This is a genomic window from Lysobacter sp. Root690 (genome assembly GCF_001427785.1).
In the GTDB taxonomy this organism is placed as follows: domain Bacteria; phylum Pseudomonadota; class Gammaproteobacteria; order Xanthomonadales; family Xanthomonadaceae; genus Lysobacter.
On the sequence record NZ_LMHM01000015.1, the window covers coordinates 1 to 17651 of the forward strand.

The 17651-nt window shown below is 66.4% G+C and carries 12 protein-coding genes; 7 read left to right on the forward strand and 5 right to left on the reverse strand.

What is annotated here, in order from left to right; genetic code table 11:
- Positions 1-66 precede the first annotated feature (66 nt).
- From ASD86_RS17140 to ASD86_RS17155, 4 genes are all read right to left on the reverse strand, one after another.
- Positions 67-783 (reverse strand): MgtC/SapB family protein, encoded by a 717-nt coding sequence (locus tag ASD86_RS17140; protein ID WP_056113289.1) that lies wholly within the window; start codon positions 781-783, stop codon positions 67-69.
- Between the two features lie 47 nt (positions 784-830).
- Entirely contained in the window at positions 831-2159 is a 1329-nt protein-coding gene (locus tag ASD86_RS17145) for a nitrate/sulfonate/bicarbonate ABC transporter ATP-binding protein (RefSeq protein WP_056113292.1), read from the reverse strand.
- 73 nt (positions 2160-2232) lie between these two features.
- A complete protein-coding gene (locus tag ASD86_RS17150) occupies positions 2233-3984 on the reverse strand; it encodes an ABC transporter permease subunit (protein ID WP_056113295.1) in 1752 nt (583 codons plus the stop codon).
- Between the two features lie 809 nt (positions 3985-4793).
- Positions 4794-5384: a TetR/AcrR family transcriptional regulator gene (locus ASD86_RS17155; RefSeq protein WP_056113298.1), complete on the reverse strand. Its 591-nt coding sequence runs from the start codon at positions 5382-5384 to the stop codon at positions 4794-4796.
- A 152-nt stretch (positions 5385-5536) separates the two neighbouring features.
- On the opposite strand from ASD86_RS17155, the gene ASD86_RS17160 reads away from it, so the two are divergent.
- The 6 genes from ASD86_RS17160 (at position 5537) to ASD86_RS17185 (ending at position 15586) form a co-directional block, all read left to right on the forward strand.
- Positions 5537-6568 carry a hypothetical protein gene (locus ASD86_RS17160; protein ID WP_056113301.1) on the forward strand — a complete coding sequence of 344 codons (1032 nt, stop codon included), beginning with the start codon at positions 5537-5539 and terminating at the stop codon, positions 6566-6568.
- Between the two features lie 107 nt (positions 6569-6675).
- Positions 6676-9891, forward strand: a complete 3216-nt coding sequence (locus ASD86_RS17165) for a multidrug efflux RND transporter permease subunit (protein WP_082578449.1) — start codon at positions 6676-6678, stop codon at positions 9889-9891.
- A 370-nt stretch (positions 9892-10261) separates the two neighbouring features.
- On the forward strand, positions 10262-10750 hold the full coding sequence (locus ASD86_RS17170; RefSeq protein ID WP_056113305.1) for a hypothetical protein: 489 nt from the start codon (positions 10262-10264) through the stop codon (positions 10748-10750).
- A 147-nt stretch (positions 10751-10897) separates the two neighbouring features.
- On the forward strand, positions 10898-12541 hold the full coding sequence (locus tag ASD86_RS17175) for a multicopper oxidase domain-containing protein (protein ID WP_056113308.1): 1644 nt from the start codon (positions 10898-10900) through the stop codon (positions 12539-12541).
- Positions 12542-12588: 47 nt separating this feature from the next.
- Complete coding sequence (locus tag ASD86_RS17180) at positions 12589-13365, forward strand: FKBP-type peptidyl-prolyl cis-trans isomerase (protein WP_056113311.1); 777 nt, start codon at positions 12589-12591, stop codon at positions 13363-13365.
- A gap of 469 nt (positions 13366-13834) precedes the next feature.
- Positions 13835-15586 carry a DNRLRE domain-containing protein gene (locus ASD86_RS17185; RefSeq protein ID WP_056113314.1) on the forward strand — a complete coding sequence of 584 codons (1752 nt, stop codon included), beginning with the start codon at positions 13835-13837 and terminating at the stop codon, positions 15584-15586.
- A 211-nt stretch (positions 15587-15797) separates the two neighbouring features.
- Here the strand turns inward: ASD86_RS17185 and ASD86_RS17190 are convergent, their stop codons facing one another.
- A complete protein-coding gene (locus tag ASD86_RS17190) occupies positions 15798-16145 on the reverse strand; it encodes a hypothetical protein (RefSeq protein ID WP_036110834.1) in 348 nt (115 codons plus the stop codon).
- A 473-nt stretch (positions 16146-16618) separates the two neighbouring features.
- Between ASD86_RS17190 and ASD86_RS17195 the strand changes: the two genes are divergently transcribed.
- Positions 16619-17431: an ankyrin repeat domain-containing protein gene (locus ASD86_RS17195; protein WP_056113317.1), complete on the forward strand. Its 813-nt coding sequence runs from the start codon at positions 16619-16621 to the stop codon at positions 17429-17431.
- Positions 17432-17651: the final 220 nt, after the last annotated feature.

Sequence of the window (17651 nt, forward strand, 5' to 3'; positions counted from 1 at the left end):
TTCCCGATTCCCGATTCCCGATTCCCGATTCCCGATTCCCGATTCCCGATTCAAAATCCCCACTAATCAATCCCGCGTACTCGACTCCCAAGCCACATGCCTGACCCCAGGCATGCGCCGCAATCGCTCCACTACCGCGTCCAATTCCTTCGCATCCACCGCGGTGCTGACCAAGGTCGCGACGATCTCCACCACGCCCTCGCCGTGTTCGTCGAGCGCGACATCGCCGACCGGATAATTCGCCGCCTCCAGATGCTCGACCAGCCATTCGCGCGCGGCCGGCAGCGACTCCGGATCGGCGCTGAGCCGCACCTCGTAAGTCGCTTCCGACAACTGCGCATCGATCGGAATGCGATTGATCGCGTTGACCAACGGCCGCAGCAAGGTGTTGCCGGCGATCACGAAGCCGGTCAGCAACACGCCCTCGGCGATCATGTCCGCGCCGGTGCAGGCGCCGACCGCGGCCGAACACCACAACGTCGCCGCGGTATTGAGCCCGCGCACGTTCATGCCTTCCTTCATGATCACGCCGGCGCCGAGAAAACCGATACCGGACACCACATAGGAAATCACCCGCACCGCCTCGACGCTGCCGGCCAGGCGCATGCCCAGGTCGACGAACGCCGCCACGCCGAGCGCGACCAGCGCATTGGTGCGAAGTCCGGCGGTGCGCTGGCGGTACTGGCGCTCGGCGCCGATCGCGGTGCCGAGCACGAATGCGGCGAGCAGGCTGATTACCGTGTCGAGAAAGGGATAGAACTGAAACGTCTGGATGAAGCGCATGCCGCGGCTCCTTCGAAGATAGGTGGGCAGGTTGGAGAGGCCATCGCTCAGCTCGGGTTGTCGAGAGTGAAGCGATCGGCCTGTTCGTCGTAGGCGAAATACTCGGCGTAGCGCGCCCAACTGGTGATCGCGCGCAAGGTCGCGGCGGCGTAATCGGCCGACATGTGGTCTTCGAGTTCGTCGCGGAAACGTTGCGCCGGCGCCTGATGCGAGGCGCGCTCATCCAGCACGCGGCGGATATGCGCGGCCAGGGGAACCTTCGCCGCGAGCTGGCGGGCGAACTCGCGCTTGCGCGCGTCGATATCGTCGCCGGCGAAACGCAGGCCGGCTTCGCTCAGATGCAGATCGCCGTCGCCGAGCGTGGCCAGACCGAACAGCTGCAGACTTTCGGCGATCGGAAACAACTCATCCACTTCCATCCGCAAATGCTCGGCCAAGGCCGGCAGATCGGCGCGACCGCGGTATGGCGCGGCGGCGACGGCTTCGATCAGACCGGCCATCAGATTGCTCGACACCTGCGGCAGTTCCATCGCCAGACCCGGTTGCATCGCGCCGCTCTCGCGTGGCGCCTGCGCCGACGGCGAGCCGGTCATACGCGCGTAAATGCGGTCGACCTGGGCGCGGAACGCCGGGTCGAGCCGATCGCGCGGCTGCGGCAGATCGACGTGGATCTCGTCGATTACCCGGCCGGGATTGGAGCCGAAAATCAGGATGCGATCGCACATCAACACCGCTTCCTCGATGTTGTGGGTGACCATCAGGATCGCTTCGATCGGCATGCGTCCTTCCGACCACAGATCGAGAAGATCGGTGCGCAGAGTCTCGGCGGTGAGCACATCGAGCGCCGAGAACGGCTCGTCCATCAGCAGCACGCGTGGCTGCACCACCAGCGCGCGCGCCAGGCCGACGCGCTGGCGCATGCCACCGGACAGTTCCTTGGGGTACGCGCTTTCGTAACCGTCCAGACCGATCAGATCGATCGCCGCGACCGCGCGGGCGCGACGCTGCGCGGCGGCGACGCCGCGCGCCTCCAGGCCGAGCTCGACGTTCTGCAACACCGTCAACCACGGAAACAAGGCGAAGCTCTGGAATACCATCGCGATGTCGGCCGGCGCCTGGCGTAACGGCGTGCCGCAGAACGCGACCTCGCCCGCGCTGGGCTTGATCAGCCCGGCGATTGCGCGCAGCAATGTGGATTTGCCCGAGCCCGAACGGCCGAGCAGACCGACGATCTCGCCGGAATGCAGGGACAGGTCGACATCGTCGAGCACCACCAGCGGCGCGGCGCCGTCCTTGCGGTAGTGCTGGCGCAGATGCCGAACTTCGATCAGCGGCGCGACGGCGGGCAGTGCGGGAGTGAGGGAGGAGAAGGTCATGGTCGTGACTCCGATGAAGCGACAACAGAAAGGCGACGCGCCAATGCGAATGCACAGGCGTCGCCGCGAACGATCAATCCAGACGCAGCCGCCGTTCGGCGTAGGCGTACAACGGCCGCCACACGGTCCGGTTGAACAAGGTGACGAACAGCGACATCACCGCGACGCCGAGCACCACCCGATGGAAATCCCCGGCTTGCGTGGCGCGCGCGATGTAGGAACCCAGGCCGTAGGCTTCGACTCGCTGATCGCCCCAATGCACCAACTCGGCGACGATGCTCGCGTTCCACGAGCCGCCCGACGCGGTCAGCGCGCCGGTGACGTAATAGGGAAATACGCCGGGCACGATCGCGCGTAGCCACCAAGTCCACGAACGCAGCCGATACACCGTTGCGGCTTCGCGCAGATCGGTTGGATACGCGCTGGCGCCGGCGATGACGTTGAACAGGATGTACCACTGGGTGCCGAGCACCATCAGCGGCGACAACCACAGGTCCGGGTTTGCGCCGGTACGCATGATCGCGATCACCGCCACCGGGAACAGCACGTTGGCCGGGAACGCGGCGAGGAACTGCGCCAGTGGCTGCACGCGTTGGGCCAGCCGCGGACGCAGGCCGATCCACACCCCGATCGGCACCCAGATCGCGCTGGCGATCGCGATCAGGATCGCCACCCGCGACAAGGTCGCCAGGCCGCCGCCGAACGCTTCGGCCACATCGCTCAAGCCGAGCGTCTGACGGCCGTAATCGAACGCGAACCATCCGCCCCATGCCGCCACCGCGAGGGTCAGCGCCAGCCAGATGCGATCGGCCCAACCCGTCGCTGTCGCGCGCGCGGGTACCGGCGCGATCGCGCGTGGACGCAGCCGCAGCAGCATCGCGCGTTGCCACAGCCACGCCAGCGGCCGCAGCGCGCGCTTGAGCAGGCGCGTGCGCCGCGCCATGTCGTAGACCCACGAGGCCGGCCGCTGCTGTCCGGCAGTCTGCTCGACCCGGAACTTGTCGGCCCAGGCGACGATCGGGCGGAACAGCAATTGATCGTAGAGCGCGATCAACAGCGCCATCGCCAACACCGCCCAGGCGACCGCGGCGATGTCCTTGTGCGCGATCGCCAACGCCAGGTACGAGCCGATGCCCGGCAGTTCGGCCGTGGTGTCGCCGACGGTGATCGCTTCGGAGGCGACCACGAAGAACCAGCCGCCCGACATCGACATCATCATGTTCCACACCAGTCCCGGCGCGGCGAACGGCGCGTCCAGGCGCCAGAAACGCTGCCATGCGCTCAGGCCGAAACCGCGACTGACTTCGTCCAGATCGCGCGGCACCGTGCGCAGCGATTGGTAGAACGAAAAGGTCATGTTCCAGGCCTGGCTGGTGAAGATCGCGAACACCGCCGCGCATTCCGCGCCGAGCTGACGACCCGGAAACAAGCCGAGGAAGAAAGTCACGGTGAAGCTGAGAAATCCGAGCACCGGCACCGATTGCAGGATGTCGAGCGCGGGCACGATCACCCGTTCGGCGCGCCGGCTCTTGGCCGCCCAGGTGGCGACCACGAGGGTGAACAACAGCGAGGCGAGCATCGCCGCGAACATGCGCAAGGTGGTGCGCAAGGCGTACTCGGGCAGATTCGCGATCCGCAGCGATACCGGCTGTTGGCTCAGGCCGGACAACGGCTCGCGCATGTCGGCCGCGCCGTGCGCGAGCGCCGCCGCGGCGGCGATCAGCAGCGCGAACGCGGCCAGGTCGTAGGCATTGGGCCAACCGCGCGCGCGGACCAGCGCGGCGATCAGCGGGGAGTGCGGACGGTGACGGACGATGGGCGTCATGGCGAATCTCGATACGGCTCGATGGAACGGCGCCGCGTATCGGTCGAACGACCGCGGCGTGGGCGAGTGCGGTGCGCGGGCGCGCGGCCGGCGGAGGTTCCTCGCTCACGCCTTCGGCGCGGGCCGCGCGCCAACGGCATTCGAGACGATGGTTGAGCCCATTGCGTTGCCAGCGCGCGATCAGGCGCGGCTTGTCGTCGGTTGCGCGGTGGCGCTCGCTCGCGGGTGCGTTGTCGTTCGACACGCGGATGCGGCCGGGCGCGACGGTGTCATCGATCAACAGGCGTGCGTCGACGCGCACTGCACGCACGGATGCAAGCAAGCGCGCCGCGCTCAGGACGAATGCGGTCTTCGGGGGCATCGGCGATCTCCGGACGAACGGAAACGCCAAAGGCCACCTGGGCAGGTGTCTTCAGATGGAAACTGCAGTGCTTGTAGAGAGACGCGCGAATCGATGATTCGGCGATAGCGGCTCCGTTCTGCGCGAACGGTGCCGACCTGGGACATCCCAGACCTGTGGCGATCCGTCAGCGCGGGCGCTGCAGCAAAGGTCTAGATCGACTGTCCAAGGGGAGCCTCTGGGGTGGGCGGGAATGCGTGAACGGGCGCATGATCCTCGCCGATCGCCACCGGGTCAACCCCGCGCGGGCCTTTGCTGCATGAAGGTTTTGTAATGCGCGTCCGCGTCGATGCAGTTCGTGCCTGCGATGGCGGTCGATCCGAAGCCAGGTTGCGGCGGTGGCGATAGCGGATGCGGCGACGGTGATGGTTGTCACTGAGCCGCATTCGGGCGTGATTCGCCGCGGCGGTTAATCCGCGCGTATCCAGCGCTCGATCAGCGATGCCAGGGTCCGCGCCGCATCCATTTCGGTCATGCGTCCGGCGCTCATCTCGCGCGACAAGGACTCGCCCGCGCCGACGATGGCGATGCAGCGACGCCGCAGTTCGGCGTCGTCGACCTTCGCGTACGGCGCCAGCAGATCGCGATAGAACGCCACATAGCCCTGCACCAATTCCTGCTGCACGCGCTCCATCTGCTCATCGCCCTTGAGCGCGGCGAAGATCGCGTGGCACTCCGGGCCGGCGGTGCGGAAGCAGCTCATATAGCTCTCGCCGATCAATGTGGCGACATCGGCCAGGCGCTTGGGCGTGCGGGCGAAATCCTGCGCGACGGTCGTGGCCTGGCGTTCGTCGATCTGCTTGTACAGCGCGATCAGCAGGCCCGAGCGGGTGCCGAAGTGCTCGTAGGCGATCGGCTTGCTGACCCCGGCGCGTTCGGCCACGTAGCCCAGGGTCAGCGCGTCGGTGCCTTGCTCGCGCACGATCGTCATCGCCGTTTCCAGCAATTGGTCGCGGCGCTCGGCCTTGGGCAGGCGTCGGGCGGGGGCGGAAGGACTCATGGGCGCGGCTCTGCAAAAAGTGATCGGGAAGTGCTTGACATTGGCGCGCCAAATGTATCCTACTATTGGTAAGTTACCAATCGTAGTTTGAATCGGGTCGCCTTATGGACCCGTGCCGGCCACGTCCTCTACGACCTCACGGAATCCTCGTCATGAACGCAAACGCTCTCAAGCCCGTCCTCATCATCGGCGGTTCCGGCGTGGTCGGCGCGAAAGGCGCGCAGGCCCTGCGCCGGCTGCATCCCGAGCTGCCGATCGCGATCGCCGGCCGCGACTTGGCCCGCGCCGACGCGGTCGCCGCGACCCTCGGCAACGCTCGCGCACTGCGCGTGGACCTGCAGCGCGCCGATCTCGGCCTGCCCGAGGACGCGCAATTCTCCGCGGTGGTGTTGTTCGTCAAGGACGACACCCTCAACTCGCTCAAGTACGCGCAACGCCACCGACTGCCTTACGTCAGCACCTCCAGCGGTTCGTTCGAGATCGCGCCGGAAGTGGCGCTTCATCTGCGCGCGCCGGGCGCGGCGCCGATCCTGCTCGCCAGCCACTGGCTGGCCGGCGCGGCGACCTTGCCGGCCCTGCATTTCGCCGAAGAATTCCGCCGCGTCGACCGGATCGAAATCGGCGCGCTGCTCGACGAACAGGACATGGGCGGCCCGGCCGCGGCGGCGGATTACGAACGACTGGTCGATGCCGCCGCCGCGCAGATTCTCGAAAACGGCCGCTGGCGCTGGGTGCGTGGCGACGAGGCCGCGCGCAGTTTCCTGAGCGTGGACGGCACCCGCGTGGCGGCGTCGGCGTATTCGCCGCTGGATGTGGTGAGCCTGGCCGCGGCGACCGACGCGCATTCGATCCGGCTCGACATGGCGCTGGGCGAAAGCGCGAGCCGGCGCCGCGGCGAAGCGTTCTCGACCGAGATCGTGATCGAGCTGGAAGGCGAACTGCACGACGGCCGCATCGCGCGCAGCCGGCACGAGCTGACTCACCCGCAAGGCCAGGCGCCGATCACCGCGATCGGCATCGCGCTCGGGGTCGAACGCCTGCTCGGGCTGGCCGGTGGTGACGCGGTCGCGCCCGGCCTGTACACGCCCGATGGATTGATCGACCCGGCGTATCAGCTGCAACGCCTGCGCGAGTTCGGCGTGCAGGTGCGGCGTACGCCGGATGTGATCGCCGCCGCGGCGTAAGCAAGAGCGCGGCGAATCCCGCCGCGAACCCGGTTCACGTTTAAACGGCCGACGCCGATGCGCCGGCCGCGACCCCTTGCGGCCGCGCGTCGCGGCAGGACACCGTCATGGACTTCTCGCGTTTCTTCATCGACCGGCCGATCTTCGCCGCGGTGCTGTCGATCCTGATCTTCGCCGCCGGCCTGATCGCGCTGCCGCTGCTGCCGGTCAGCGAATACCCCGACGTGGTGCCGCCGACCGTGGTGGTGCGCGCGGTCTATCCCGGCGCCAATCCGAAAGTCATCGCGCAGACCGTGGCCACGCCGCTGGAGGAAGCGATCAACGGCGTGCAGGACATGATGTACATGAAGTCGGTGGCCGGCACCGACGGCGTGCTGGTCACCACCGTGACTTTCAAACCCGGCACCGATCCCGATCAGGCCCAGGTGCAGGTGCAGAACCGGGTCAGTCAGGCGCAGGCGCGCTTGCCCGAGGACGTGCGTCGGCAAGGCGTCACCACGCAAAAGCAATCGCCGACGCTGACCATGCTGGTACATCTGGTATCGCCTGGCGGTCAGTACGATTCGCTGTACCTGCGCAATTACGCGAGCTTGAAACTCAAGGACGAACTCGCGCGCCTGCCCGGCGTGGGCCAGACCCAGATGTTCGGCAGTGGCGACTACGCGATGCGGATCTGGCTCGATCCGGGCCGCATCGCCGCGCGCGGCCTCAGCGCCGGCGACGTGGTGCGCGCGATCCGCGAACAGAACGTGCAGGTCTCCGCCGGCCAGCTCGGCGCCGAACCGATGCCCGGCGGCAGCGATTTCCTGATTCCGATCAACAGTCAGGGCCGCTTGAACAGCGTGGCCGAATTCTCCCAGATCGTGCTCAAGAGCGGCGACGACGGCACCATCGTGCGCTTGTCGGATGTGGCGCGGATCGAGCTCGATGCCGCCGACTACACCTTGCGCGCGCAACTCGACAACGTCGACGCGGTGGCGATCGGCATCTTCGAGTCGCCCGGCGCCAATTCGATCGCGCTGTCGGACGCGGTGCGCGAGCGCATGGACGAATTGTCGCGGAAATTTCCGCCCGGTCTGGAGTACCGCATCGTCTACGATCCGACCGTGTTCGTGCGCGATTCGATCAAGGCGGTGGTGACCACGCTCGCCGAAGCGGTGCTGCTGGTGGTGCTGGTGGTTATCGTGTTCCTACAGACCTGGCGCGCGTCGATCATCCCGCTTCTGGCGGTGCCGGTGTCGGTGGTGGGCACGTTCGCGGCCTTGTACCTGCTCGGGTTTTCGATCAACACCCTGAGCCTGTTCGGCTTGGTGCTGGCGATCGGCATCGTGGTCGACGATGCGATCGTGGTGGTGGAGAACGTCGAGCGCAACATCGCCGACGGGCTGACGCCGCTGGAAGCGGCGCATCAGGCGATGCGCGAAGTGTCCGGGCCGATCATCGCCATCGCCATGGTGCTGTGCGCGGTGTTCGTGCCGATGGCGTTTCTGTCGGGCGTGACCGGGCAGTTCTACAAGCAGTTCGCGGTCACCATCGCGATTTCCACGGTGATCTCGGCGATCAACTCGTTGACCCTGTCGCCTGCGCTAGCGGCTGTGTTGCTCAAACCGCACGGGGCGTCAAAAGACGCGGCGACGCGGCTCATCGATCGTCTGCTGGGTTGGCTGTTCGGTCCGTTCAACCGTTTCTTCGGCTCGAGTTCGCAGCGCTACCACGGCGCGATCGGCCGATTACTCGGCCGGCGCGGCGCGGTGCTCGCGGTGTACGTGCTGTTGCTCGCGCTGAGCGGACTGATGTTCAAGGCGGTGCCGGGTGGATTCATCCCGACCCAGGACAAGCTGTACCTGATCGGCGGCGTGCAGTTGCCGGCCGGCGCCTCGCTGTCGAGCACCGACGCCTTGATCCGCAAGATGAGCGCGATCGCGATGGAGACCGACGGGGTGGACGCATCGGAGGGCTATCCCGGGCTGAATCCTCTGCAATTCACCAACACGCCAAACAGCGGAACCTTGTTTTTCGAACTCGAACCCTTCGCCAAACGCGGCCGCAGCGCCGAGGCGATCAACGCCGAACTCAACGAGAAATTCGCAGGGCTGCAGGAAGGCGTGGCGTTCTCGTTCATGCCGCCGCCGATTCTTGGCTTGGGCACCGGCTCGGGCTATGCGCTGTACATCCAGGACCGCGACGGCCAGGGCTACGGCGCCTTGCAGAACGCGCTCAACGATTTCACCGGCGCGATCGCGAACACGCCGGGACTGGGCGTGCCGATCAGCACCTACCAGGCCAACGTGCCCCAACTCGATGCGCAGGTCGATCGGCTCAAGGCCAAGGCGCAGGGCGTACCGTTGAGCGAGTTGTTCGATACCTTGCAGACCTATCTGGGCTCGGCCTACGTCAACGACTTCAATCAGTTCGGCCGCACTTATCAGGTGATCGCCCAGGCCGACGGCGCGCATCGCGACAGCGTCGAAGACATCGCCAACCTGCGCGTGCGTAACGAGCGCGGGCAGATGGTGCCCGTGGGTTCGATGGTTACCCTCGGCCACAGCTACGGCCCGGACCCGGTGATCCGCTACAACGGCTATCCCGCCGCCGACCTGATCGGCGAGTCCGATCCGCGCGTGCTGTCGTCGAGCCAGGCCATGCAGTCGCTGCGTGAAATCGCCCAGAAGACGCTGCCCAACGGCATGCGGATCGAATGGACCGACCTGAGTTATCAGCAAGCGACCCAGGGTTCGTCGGCGCTGATCGTGTTTCCGTTGGCGGTACTGCTGGCGTTCCTGGTGCTTGCGGCCTTGTACGAAAGCTGGACCTTGCCGCTGGCGGTGATCCTGATCGTGCCGATGACTCTGCTGTCGGCGTTGGCCGGCGTGTGGCTGACCGGCGGCGACAACAACGTGTTCGTGCAGGTCGGCCTGGTGGTGCTGATGGGATTGGCCTGCAAGAACGCGATCCTGATCGTCGAGTTCGCGCGCGAACTGGAGCGGCAGGGGCGCGGCATCGTCGACGCCGCGCTGGAGGCCTGCCGTCTGCGTCTGCGCCCGATCGTGATGACTTCGATCGCGTTCATCGCCGGCACCGTGCCGTTGCTGATCGGCCAGGGCGCCGGCAGCGAAGTGCGCGCGGCGACCGGGGTGACGGTGTTCGCCGGGATGCTTGGGGTGACCTTGTTCGGGCTGTTTCTGACGCCGGTGTTTTATGTGGCGTTGCGGATGTGGGTGGCGCGCAAGGGTGGGGCGGACGTGGCAGTCGATGCGTCGACGCAAGGCGTCGGGGAGGCGACCGATCGCACGGTTCCTCATCAGGCATCGATCCCTCATTGAAGTCATCGGCAGCTGACGATCCCTCGCTGAAGCCATCGACGGGGGAATATCCCTCACGCAAGCGACCACCGCGCCAACCGTCGCCCACTTTGTAAAAGGGGGCGAGCGCCCGGCGTGGGCATGAAGCCGAATCGAAACGACAGCGCGGGGGATTCGCTTTTCGCTTCCATCCGAGCAAACAAGCAAGAGCAAAAGCGAATCCCCCCCTTTTCCAAAGGGGGGAACAGCACAAGCAGGATTGCGACTCACAGCTCCTTTCCGCACATAAAGGTGACGCTCAGTCAAAACCCCAAGCGCATCGCAATCTCCCCACCACCGTGTAAAGTGACCCCGCCGGGGGGCCGACTGAATCGACGTCGAGGGGAGTTTCGTGGAGCAAGCAATCCGACTGGCCGGCTTCTTCGCCGCGCACGGGGTCTGGTGCGTCGCCGACGGCGAGGCGCTGATTCCGTTGTACGCCTACGAGGACGCGCAAGGCGCGCGCAAGATGGTGCGCTACGACGCCGACTCGCTCGAGGACGGTGTGGCCCTGGCGCGCGCAAGCCTGGCCCAGAACGACGAAGAGGCCACGCAGGCGGTGGTGGTCCACGACGGCTATGTCACCCTGGAGTCGGGGCGCACCGATGCCTTGATCGTGATCGTGCGCGACCACCTCGCCGATCTGACCCTGACCATGGCCATCCCCTACCGCAACGCCGCCCACCCGCAGGGCTTCGCGGTGCATAGGCCGAAGTTTCTCGACTGGCGCGGCGCCAGCGAACCCGACTACGCGCTGCTCGGCGAACAATTCTTCGCCGGGGTCGAGATGCACGAACTCGGCGACCGGATCTGGCAGGCCAAGCTCGACGATTCGATCTGAGCGTCGCGATCGGCGGCTCCAGGATTGACCCGCGTCACAGAAGCATCGCCTGCCGGCAGCATCTGCAATAACCGGCGTGGATGATGGCGGGTCGCTCACGAGCCACCGCCAGAGCCGTCGCGCCATGCAGCCGGGAACCACGCACCAATGACCGATCCGCAACGCCGCCGCTTTCTGGTCGGCCTCGCCGTGGGCGGCGCCGCCACCGTGGCCGGGCCGATCGCGATGTGGCGCTGGACCGGCGGACACGGCCATCGCATGGGCTCGGCCGCCGCGCCGGACCTGCAACTGCTCGCGCCCGAGGCGCGCTTCGTGCAGCCGCTGCGCCTGCCGGGCGCGGAAGGGTTGCTGGCCGAGATCGAACTCAGGCAGCCGCTGCAACTGATCGCGCAGGCGACGACGCAGGCGTTGTTTCCCGGCGCGCCGACGCAACTGTGGGCCTACGCCACGCAGATCAATGCGCGCGCGGTGGTCAACCCGCTGCTGCGCGCGCGCCGCGGCGACACCATCGAGGTCGGCCTCGACAACCGTCTTGCCGAAGCCACCACGATCCACTGGCACGGTTTGTCGATTGACGAAGCCAACGACGGCAGCGGCCTGCATCCGGTCGAACCGGGCACGCAGCGGCGCTATCGCCTGCGCATCGACAACCGTGCCGGCTTGTACTGGTACCACGCCCATCCGCACGGCCGCACCGGCGTGCAACTGCAGCGCGGGCTGGCCGGTCTGCTGTTGATCGAGGACGCGGAGGAGCTCGCGCTGCGCCAACGCCTCGGCATGCGCTGGGGCGAACGCGATCTGCCGCTGATGATCGCCGACAAGCAGGTCGGCGCCGACAACGCGATCGTCTACAAGGACGGCGCCGACGACTGGATCGGCAATCGCGTGATGGTCAACTGGACACCCGAGCCGTACCTCGAAGTGATCCCCGCGTGGTATCGCTTCCGTCTGGCCAATGTTGCCAACGCGCGCATGCTGCGCGCGGCCTTCATGCAGGGCGAGCGCGCGCTGACGATGCAGTTGATCGGCACCGACGGCGGCCTGCTCGAACGCGCCTGGCCGGTCGACGACGTGTTCCTCGCGCCGGCGCAGCGCATCGACGTGCTGGTCGATTTCAGCGCGCTCAAGCCCGGCGAACGGGTGATGCTGCGCAGCCTGGACTACGTGGCGATGGAGAACGAGGACGAATCGGGCGCGTTCCTGCCCGATCCGATGGCCGACCATCCCGGCGCGGCCGCGATGGGCGAGCCGCTCGACCTGATGGAAGTGCGGGTGATCGAGTGCGCGACCGACAAGCGTCCGCCCGCGCACCTGCCCGACCTGAGCGCGATCTCGACCATCGGTCCGTTGCCCGACACCACGACCTGGCCGGTACGCGCGCTGCGCCTGCGCATGGACGAAGAAGGCCGCTGGTTCATCAACGACTGGAATTTCCACCTTAGCGGTCACGAGCCCGCGTTCTCGGTTCGACGCGGCAGCCGCGAGGTCTGGGAAATCCGCAACAGCATGACCAGCATGCCGCACCCGATCCATCTGCACGGATTCCAGTTCCGGATCCTGTCGCGCGCGATCAGCCCGCCGGACATCCGCGGCCGCCAGGTCGCGGCCGGCGGCTTGAACCCGCAGGACCTGGGCTGGAGCGACACTGTCGTGGTCTGGCCCGGCGAAGTCGTGCGTCTGGCCATCGATTTTTCCCAGCCCTTCAGCGGCACCCAGCGCTACATGCTTCATTGCCACAACCTCGAACACGAGGACATGGGGATGATGCTGACGTTCGCGGTCACCGACTGATCCGTATCGACCGACTCAAGCCACCATCGCTTCACGGAGCCGCCTGCATGCCGCGTTCGACCGTTCCTCGCATCTGCCTTCTCAGCGCCATCCTTGCCGCCGCCGTCGCATGTACGCCCGCGTCCAACGATGCGGCGAAACTGGCGTCGGCGGATGCGCCCGCGCCGCTGACCGCGGCGCAGGTAGCCAGCGACAAGGCCAAGGTCAGCTACATCGTCGGTCGCGATTTCGCCCGCAGCATCGAACCGGTGCGCGGCGAACTCGATACCGAGGTGGTGCTGCGCGCGATCCGCGATGCCCAGGCCGGCCGTCCCTCGCTGTTCGACGAAGCGCAGAGCAAGCGCATCCGCGAAGGTTTCAGCGAACACCTGCGCGGCAAGCACGATGCCGATACCAAGGCGCTGGCGGCGCGCAATCTCGAAACCGGCGAGGCCTTCCTCAAGCGCAATGCGCAGGCGCAGGGCGTGACCACCACCGCCTCCGGGCTGCAATACCAGGTGATGCGCGCGGGCAAGGGCGCGCACCCGAAAGCCAGCGACACGGTGCGGGTGAATTATCTCGGCCGCCTGCTCGACGGCAGCAAGTTCGAAAGCACCTACGACACCGATCACCCGGCCGAATTCGTGCTCGCCCAGGTGATGCCGGGCTGGACCGAGGGCGTGCAGTTGATGACGCCGGGCAGCCAGTACCGGTTCTGGATTCCGGCCAAGCTCGCTTATGGCGAACGCGGCATGGCCGGGCAGATCGAACCCAATTCGGTGCTGGTGTTCGAGATCGAGTTGCTGGAGATCGCGGGCGAGGGTGCGCCGGTGCATGACGAGTGAGGCGATGTGGGTTCGCGGTGATCTGAGCGAAGAGCGTCGGGCTGAAGCCCCATCCACAAAAAAACCTCGGGGCTGCGCTGGCGAATCGAGCTTGATCGGCTCAAGTGATCGTCTGCGGATTCTGCTTATCGCCAGGTTCGCGATGACATCGATAACTCGCGGCAGCGCACTACCGCCGAAGCGGATGCGGCCTGCGTGAAGCAAGCCAGAAAAGACATAAAAACAAACGAGCGAAGACAAAAGATTTTTGTGGGTGGGGCGTCAGCCCCGACGCTCTTCGTTCAGATCGCCGCGCCGCCCCACAACCGCTCGTCGCCCAGGCGCCCAACTTGTGACCGCGACCTCAGCCACGCCCGCAACGGGCGCGAAGTCCGTCGCAATCGTGTAGCAGTTTTCCGGCCAAACTCCGCAGCCAACGCGGCTCGTATCGCCGCGTCCACCCGCCACTCCCCGTTCCCGGAGACAGCCAGTGAATTCCAAGCTCGCCCACGGCGCCCTCGCCACCGTGCTCATCGGCGCCGCGTTCGCGCCCGCGCAGGCCGCCCAGCGCACGCTGCAACTGTCCGAGGACGACACCCTCAGCAAGCCGATCAGCGCCAGCGCATCGACCCTGCGCGGTACGCCGCTGGCCAAGGCAGCGTTGTCGCAGGCCGTGTCCAACCGCGTCTGCGAATCCGGCGTCAAGTGGCTGCGCGTGGGCTTCAAGCAACTCAAGCTGTCGGGTTACGACTCGCTGGTGCTCAGCAGCAGCGGCGGCGACCGCCTGGTGCTGGAGGGCAAGCAGTGGAACGACCGCAGCTTCACCACCCGCGCCTTGCGCGGTGAATGCGTCGACATCCAGCCTTATTTCAGCCAACCCGACAGCGGTTTCCAGCTCGACCGCTATGAATACAGCGCGGTGCCGCTGGACAAGGCCACCGTGGTCGTGGCCGGCGCCGGCGACATTTGCGACACCAGCGGCAACGCCTGCCAGGGCACCTCGGACCTGATCGTGTCGATCAACCCGACCGCGGTGTTCACCGCCGGCGACAACGCCTACAGCAGCGGCACCTTGACCGAATACAACAACCGCTACGCGCCGACCTGGGGCCGCTTCAAGGCGCTGACCAGCCCGTCGCCGGGCAACCACGACTACAACACCACCGGCGCCAGCGGTTACTTCGATTACTTCAACGGCGTCGGTAACCAGACCGGCCAGGCCGGCGATCGCAGCAAGGGCTATTACAGCTGGGACGTGGGCGATTGGCATTTCGTCGCCTTGAACACCATGTCGGGCGGCACCGTCGCCAGCGCGCAGATCAATTGGCTCAAGAGCGATCTGGCCGCGACCACCAAGCCGTGCATCGCCGCGTACTTCCACCATCCGCTGGTCAGCCGCGGCAGCTACAGCGGCTACAGCCAGGTCAAGCCGATCTGGGACGCGCTGTACGCGGTCAAGGCCGATCTGGTCCTGGTCGGCCACGATCACAACTACCAGCGCTACGGCAAGATGAATCCCAATCAGGGCGCCGCCAGCGACGGCATCCGTCAGATCCTGGTCGGCACCGGCGGGCGCGCGTTCTACGGCATCAGCGGCAGCCATGCCTTGCTTGAAGCCAGCAACGCCAGCACCTACGGCGTGCTCAAGCTGACCTTGACCGCGACCGGCTACACCGGCGATTTCGTGCCGCGCGCCGGCAGCAGCTACACCGATCATTTCACCGGCACCTGCAACGATGCCGGCACGCCGCCCGGGCAGTCGCTGACCCTCAACGCGACCCGCGACGTCACCGTCAAATCCGGCGGCACCCGGGTCAACACCGCGGTGCTGTACGCCGACGGCAGCGACGGCGGCCAAGTGTTGCGCGGGTTGATGGGCTGGGACGTGTCGAGCGCGAACGGTCTGAACCTGACCGGCGCGCAGGTGAAGCTGCAGGTCAGCGACAAGTCCGCCGGCGCCTACGATCTGTATCAGGTCGCCAGCGCCTGGAGCGAAAGCAATGCGACCTATGCCGGCGCCACGCTCGGCAGCAAGCTCGGTTCGGTGACGCCGAACGCGACCGGCGCGCAGTACGTCACGCTCAACGCGACTGGCCTGCAACTGGTCAAGAACTGGGCGAACGGCAGCGTGGCCAACAACGGCGTGATCCTGGTGCCGGCCTCGGGCGTTACCGACGGCGTCGATTGGTCTTCGCGCGAGGGCGCGAATGCGCCGCAGCTGGTGCTTAGTTACACGCCTTGATAGCGATGCGTCGCTCGAACATCGGGCGCGCGATCGCGCGTCCGGTGTTCGGCGGTATCAGCCGCCGCCACTGGAACCTCGCACCTCCGCGACACCTCCGGGGATGAGACGCGGCGCGAACGCGCGAGGTTCCAGTGGCGGCGACTGGCGGTCGTGCGCGGCGAGCTCGCATCGATCGCGATGAGTTTTCGCTGCAGTCAGCCTGCTGCGATCAGCTGTTCACCTGCAACGCAGGCCGCGCATTCGCGCCCACGCCGATCATCAACTTGACCGATTCCTTGATCCGCTCGGCGCCGCCCAACTTGACCGCGGCGATCAGGCGTTCGCCGATCGTGCGGCTTTCGTCGGCGGTGCTCGCGTGCGCGCCGAGAATCGCCAAACCTTTTTCGGTCAGCCGATAACGCAGCGCCAGATGCACGAACGGCACGCCGTTCAAGGACTCTTTCACGCAGGCGGTGCTGCGCAGATAGCCTTCGTCCATCAACCATTCGAAGGTCGCGCCGCAGGCGAGCACCGCCGCGGCCATCGCTTCGCGATTGCCGGGGTCCACGCCGGGCATATGTCGCGCGGATTCTTCGGCGTTGAAGCGGGCTACGACGGGATGCTGTTCGAGCGCGGCCGCACAGATGCGTGCGGTGGCTATGCTGAAAACTTCAATGTTTTTCATTAAGGACGCCCCCTGACGTCCTTGCTATTTACGAGGGGCATACGTAAAAACGGCGTGATGAAAAATGTTGTAAGAAATTGAAAAGTAAAGAGTATTTATTGATTATCGTCTCGTTGAATCTGTGATGCGCGCATGGAGAACCATGACAAACTGACCCGGCGCGGCAGTTGCGGCCGGTATGCGGCAAGCGGGCGGGAAAGCGGCGATCAGGTAGATGAACGACGCGTGGGTCGGAGGTGGCTCTAAATCGTTCGATTCCGGCGGGAGCCAATTTCCTGGCTGAGCCAATCGCATATTGCTTCAACTTATTACGCATCGCGCGCGGCCATGCCTGCCACCCATTCAACCATCGACAAGGACGCGACATGAGCACCGACAACATCTTCGACGCCGCGCGCGCGGGCGACATCGAAACCGTCAGCGCCCGCCTCGAGGCCGGCGCCGATCCGGCCGCGCTCAGCGACTACGGTTTCACCGCATTGCAAACCGCGGCGATGGGCGCGAACACCGCGCCGGTCGAGCGCAACCTCGCGGTGCTGCGCGTGTTGCTAGCCGCCGGCAGTCCGTTGGAATACGCGGGCAAAAGCGGACGCACTGCGTTGTACCTCGCCGCCGAGTTCGCGCCCACCACCGATGCGGTGCAGCTGCTGATCGATGCCGGCGCCCAGGCCGACATCAGCGACGGTCACGGCAACCACATCCTGGTCAACGCGATGATGGACGAAGTGGTTGAACTGCTGTCGCGCGTGACCGGCAAGCCGATTCCCGAACCGCCGCCGCCGGAACCCGAACCGGTCAAGATGACGCCGGCGCAATGGCGCGCGGCGAAGCTGCGGATCGATGCGGTGTTCGCCAACCTCGGCCGGGCCGGCGTGGTCGCGCTGCACGACGCCGGCTACACCCAGTCGGATGGATTTTCCGACGCCAGCGAAGCCCTTCTCGACGGCGGCGGCGAGGCCGCCGGCCTGCACGGCGTGTGCTTCTACACCCGCCAGGACCTGAACGCCGCCAAGCGCACCAGCCGCCTGTCGCTCGCGTTCTGGGGCGCGCCGGAAGGCGCCGACGCCGACATGCTGCGGGTCGGCGGGGTCATCGTCGGGGCTTTTCGCGACGCGGGCTTCGAGGTGCAATGGAACCAGACAGCCTCGCGGCGGCCGGAGCTCGACCTGCGGACCTGAGCGCGACGCCACGCGCCGGTGAAGCATCCAGCTGAACCGCAATTCATGTGCCCCCGTGTTATCTTGCGCGCAGAAGGGGAGTAGCTCCCGACTGTCGCATCGTCATTACGGGTCCACAGCCCCGGTGCGCAGGCATCCATCACCGACCCTCGTCGGCCGGATGCGAGCAAGACCTTCGCCGACAGCGGCGAAGGCACGTCTTCCAGATCTCAACGGACGA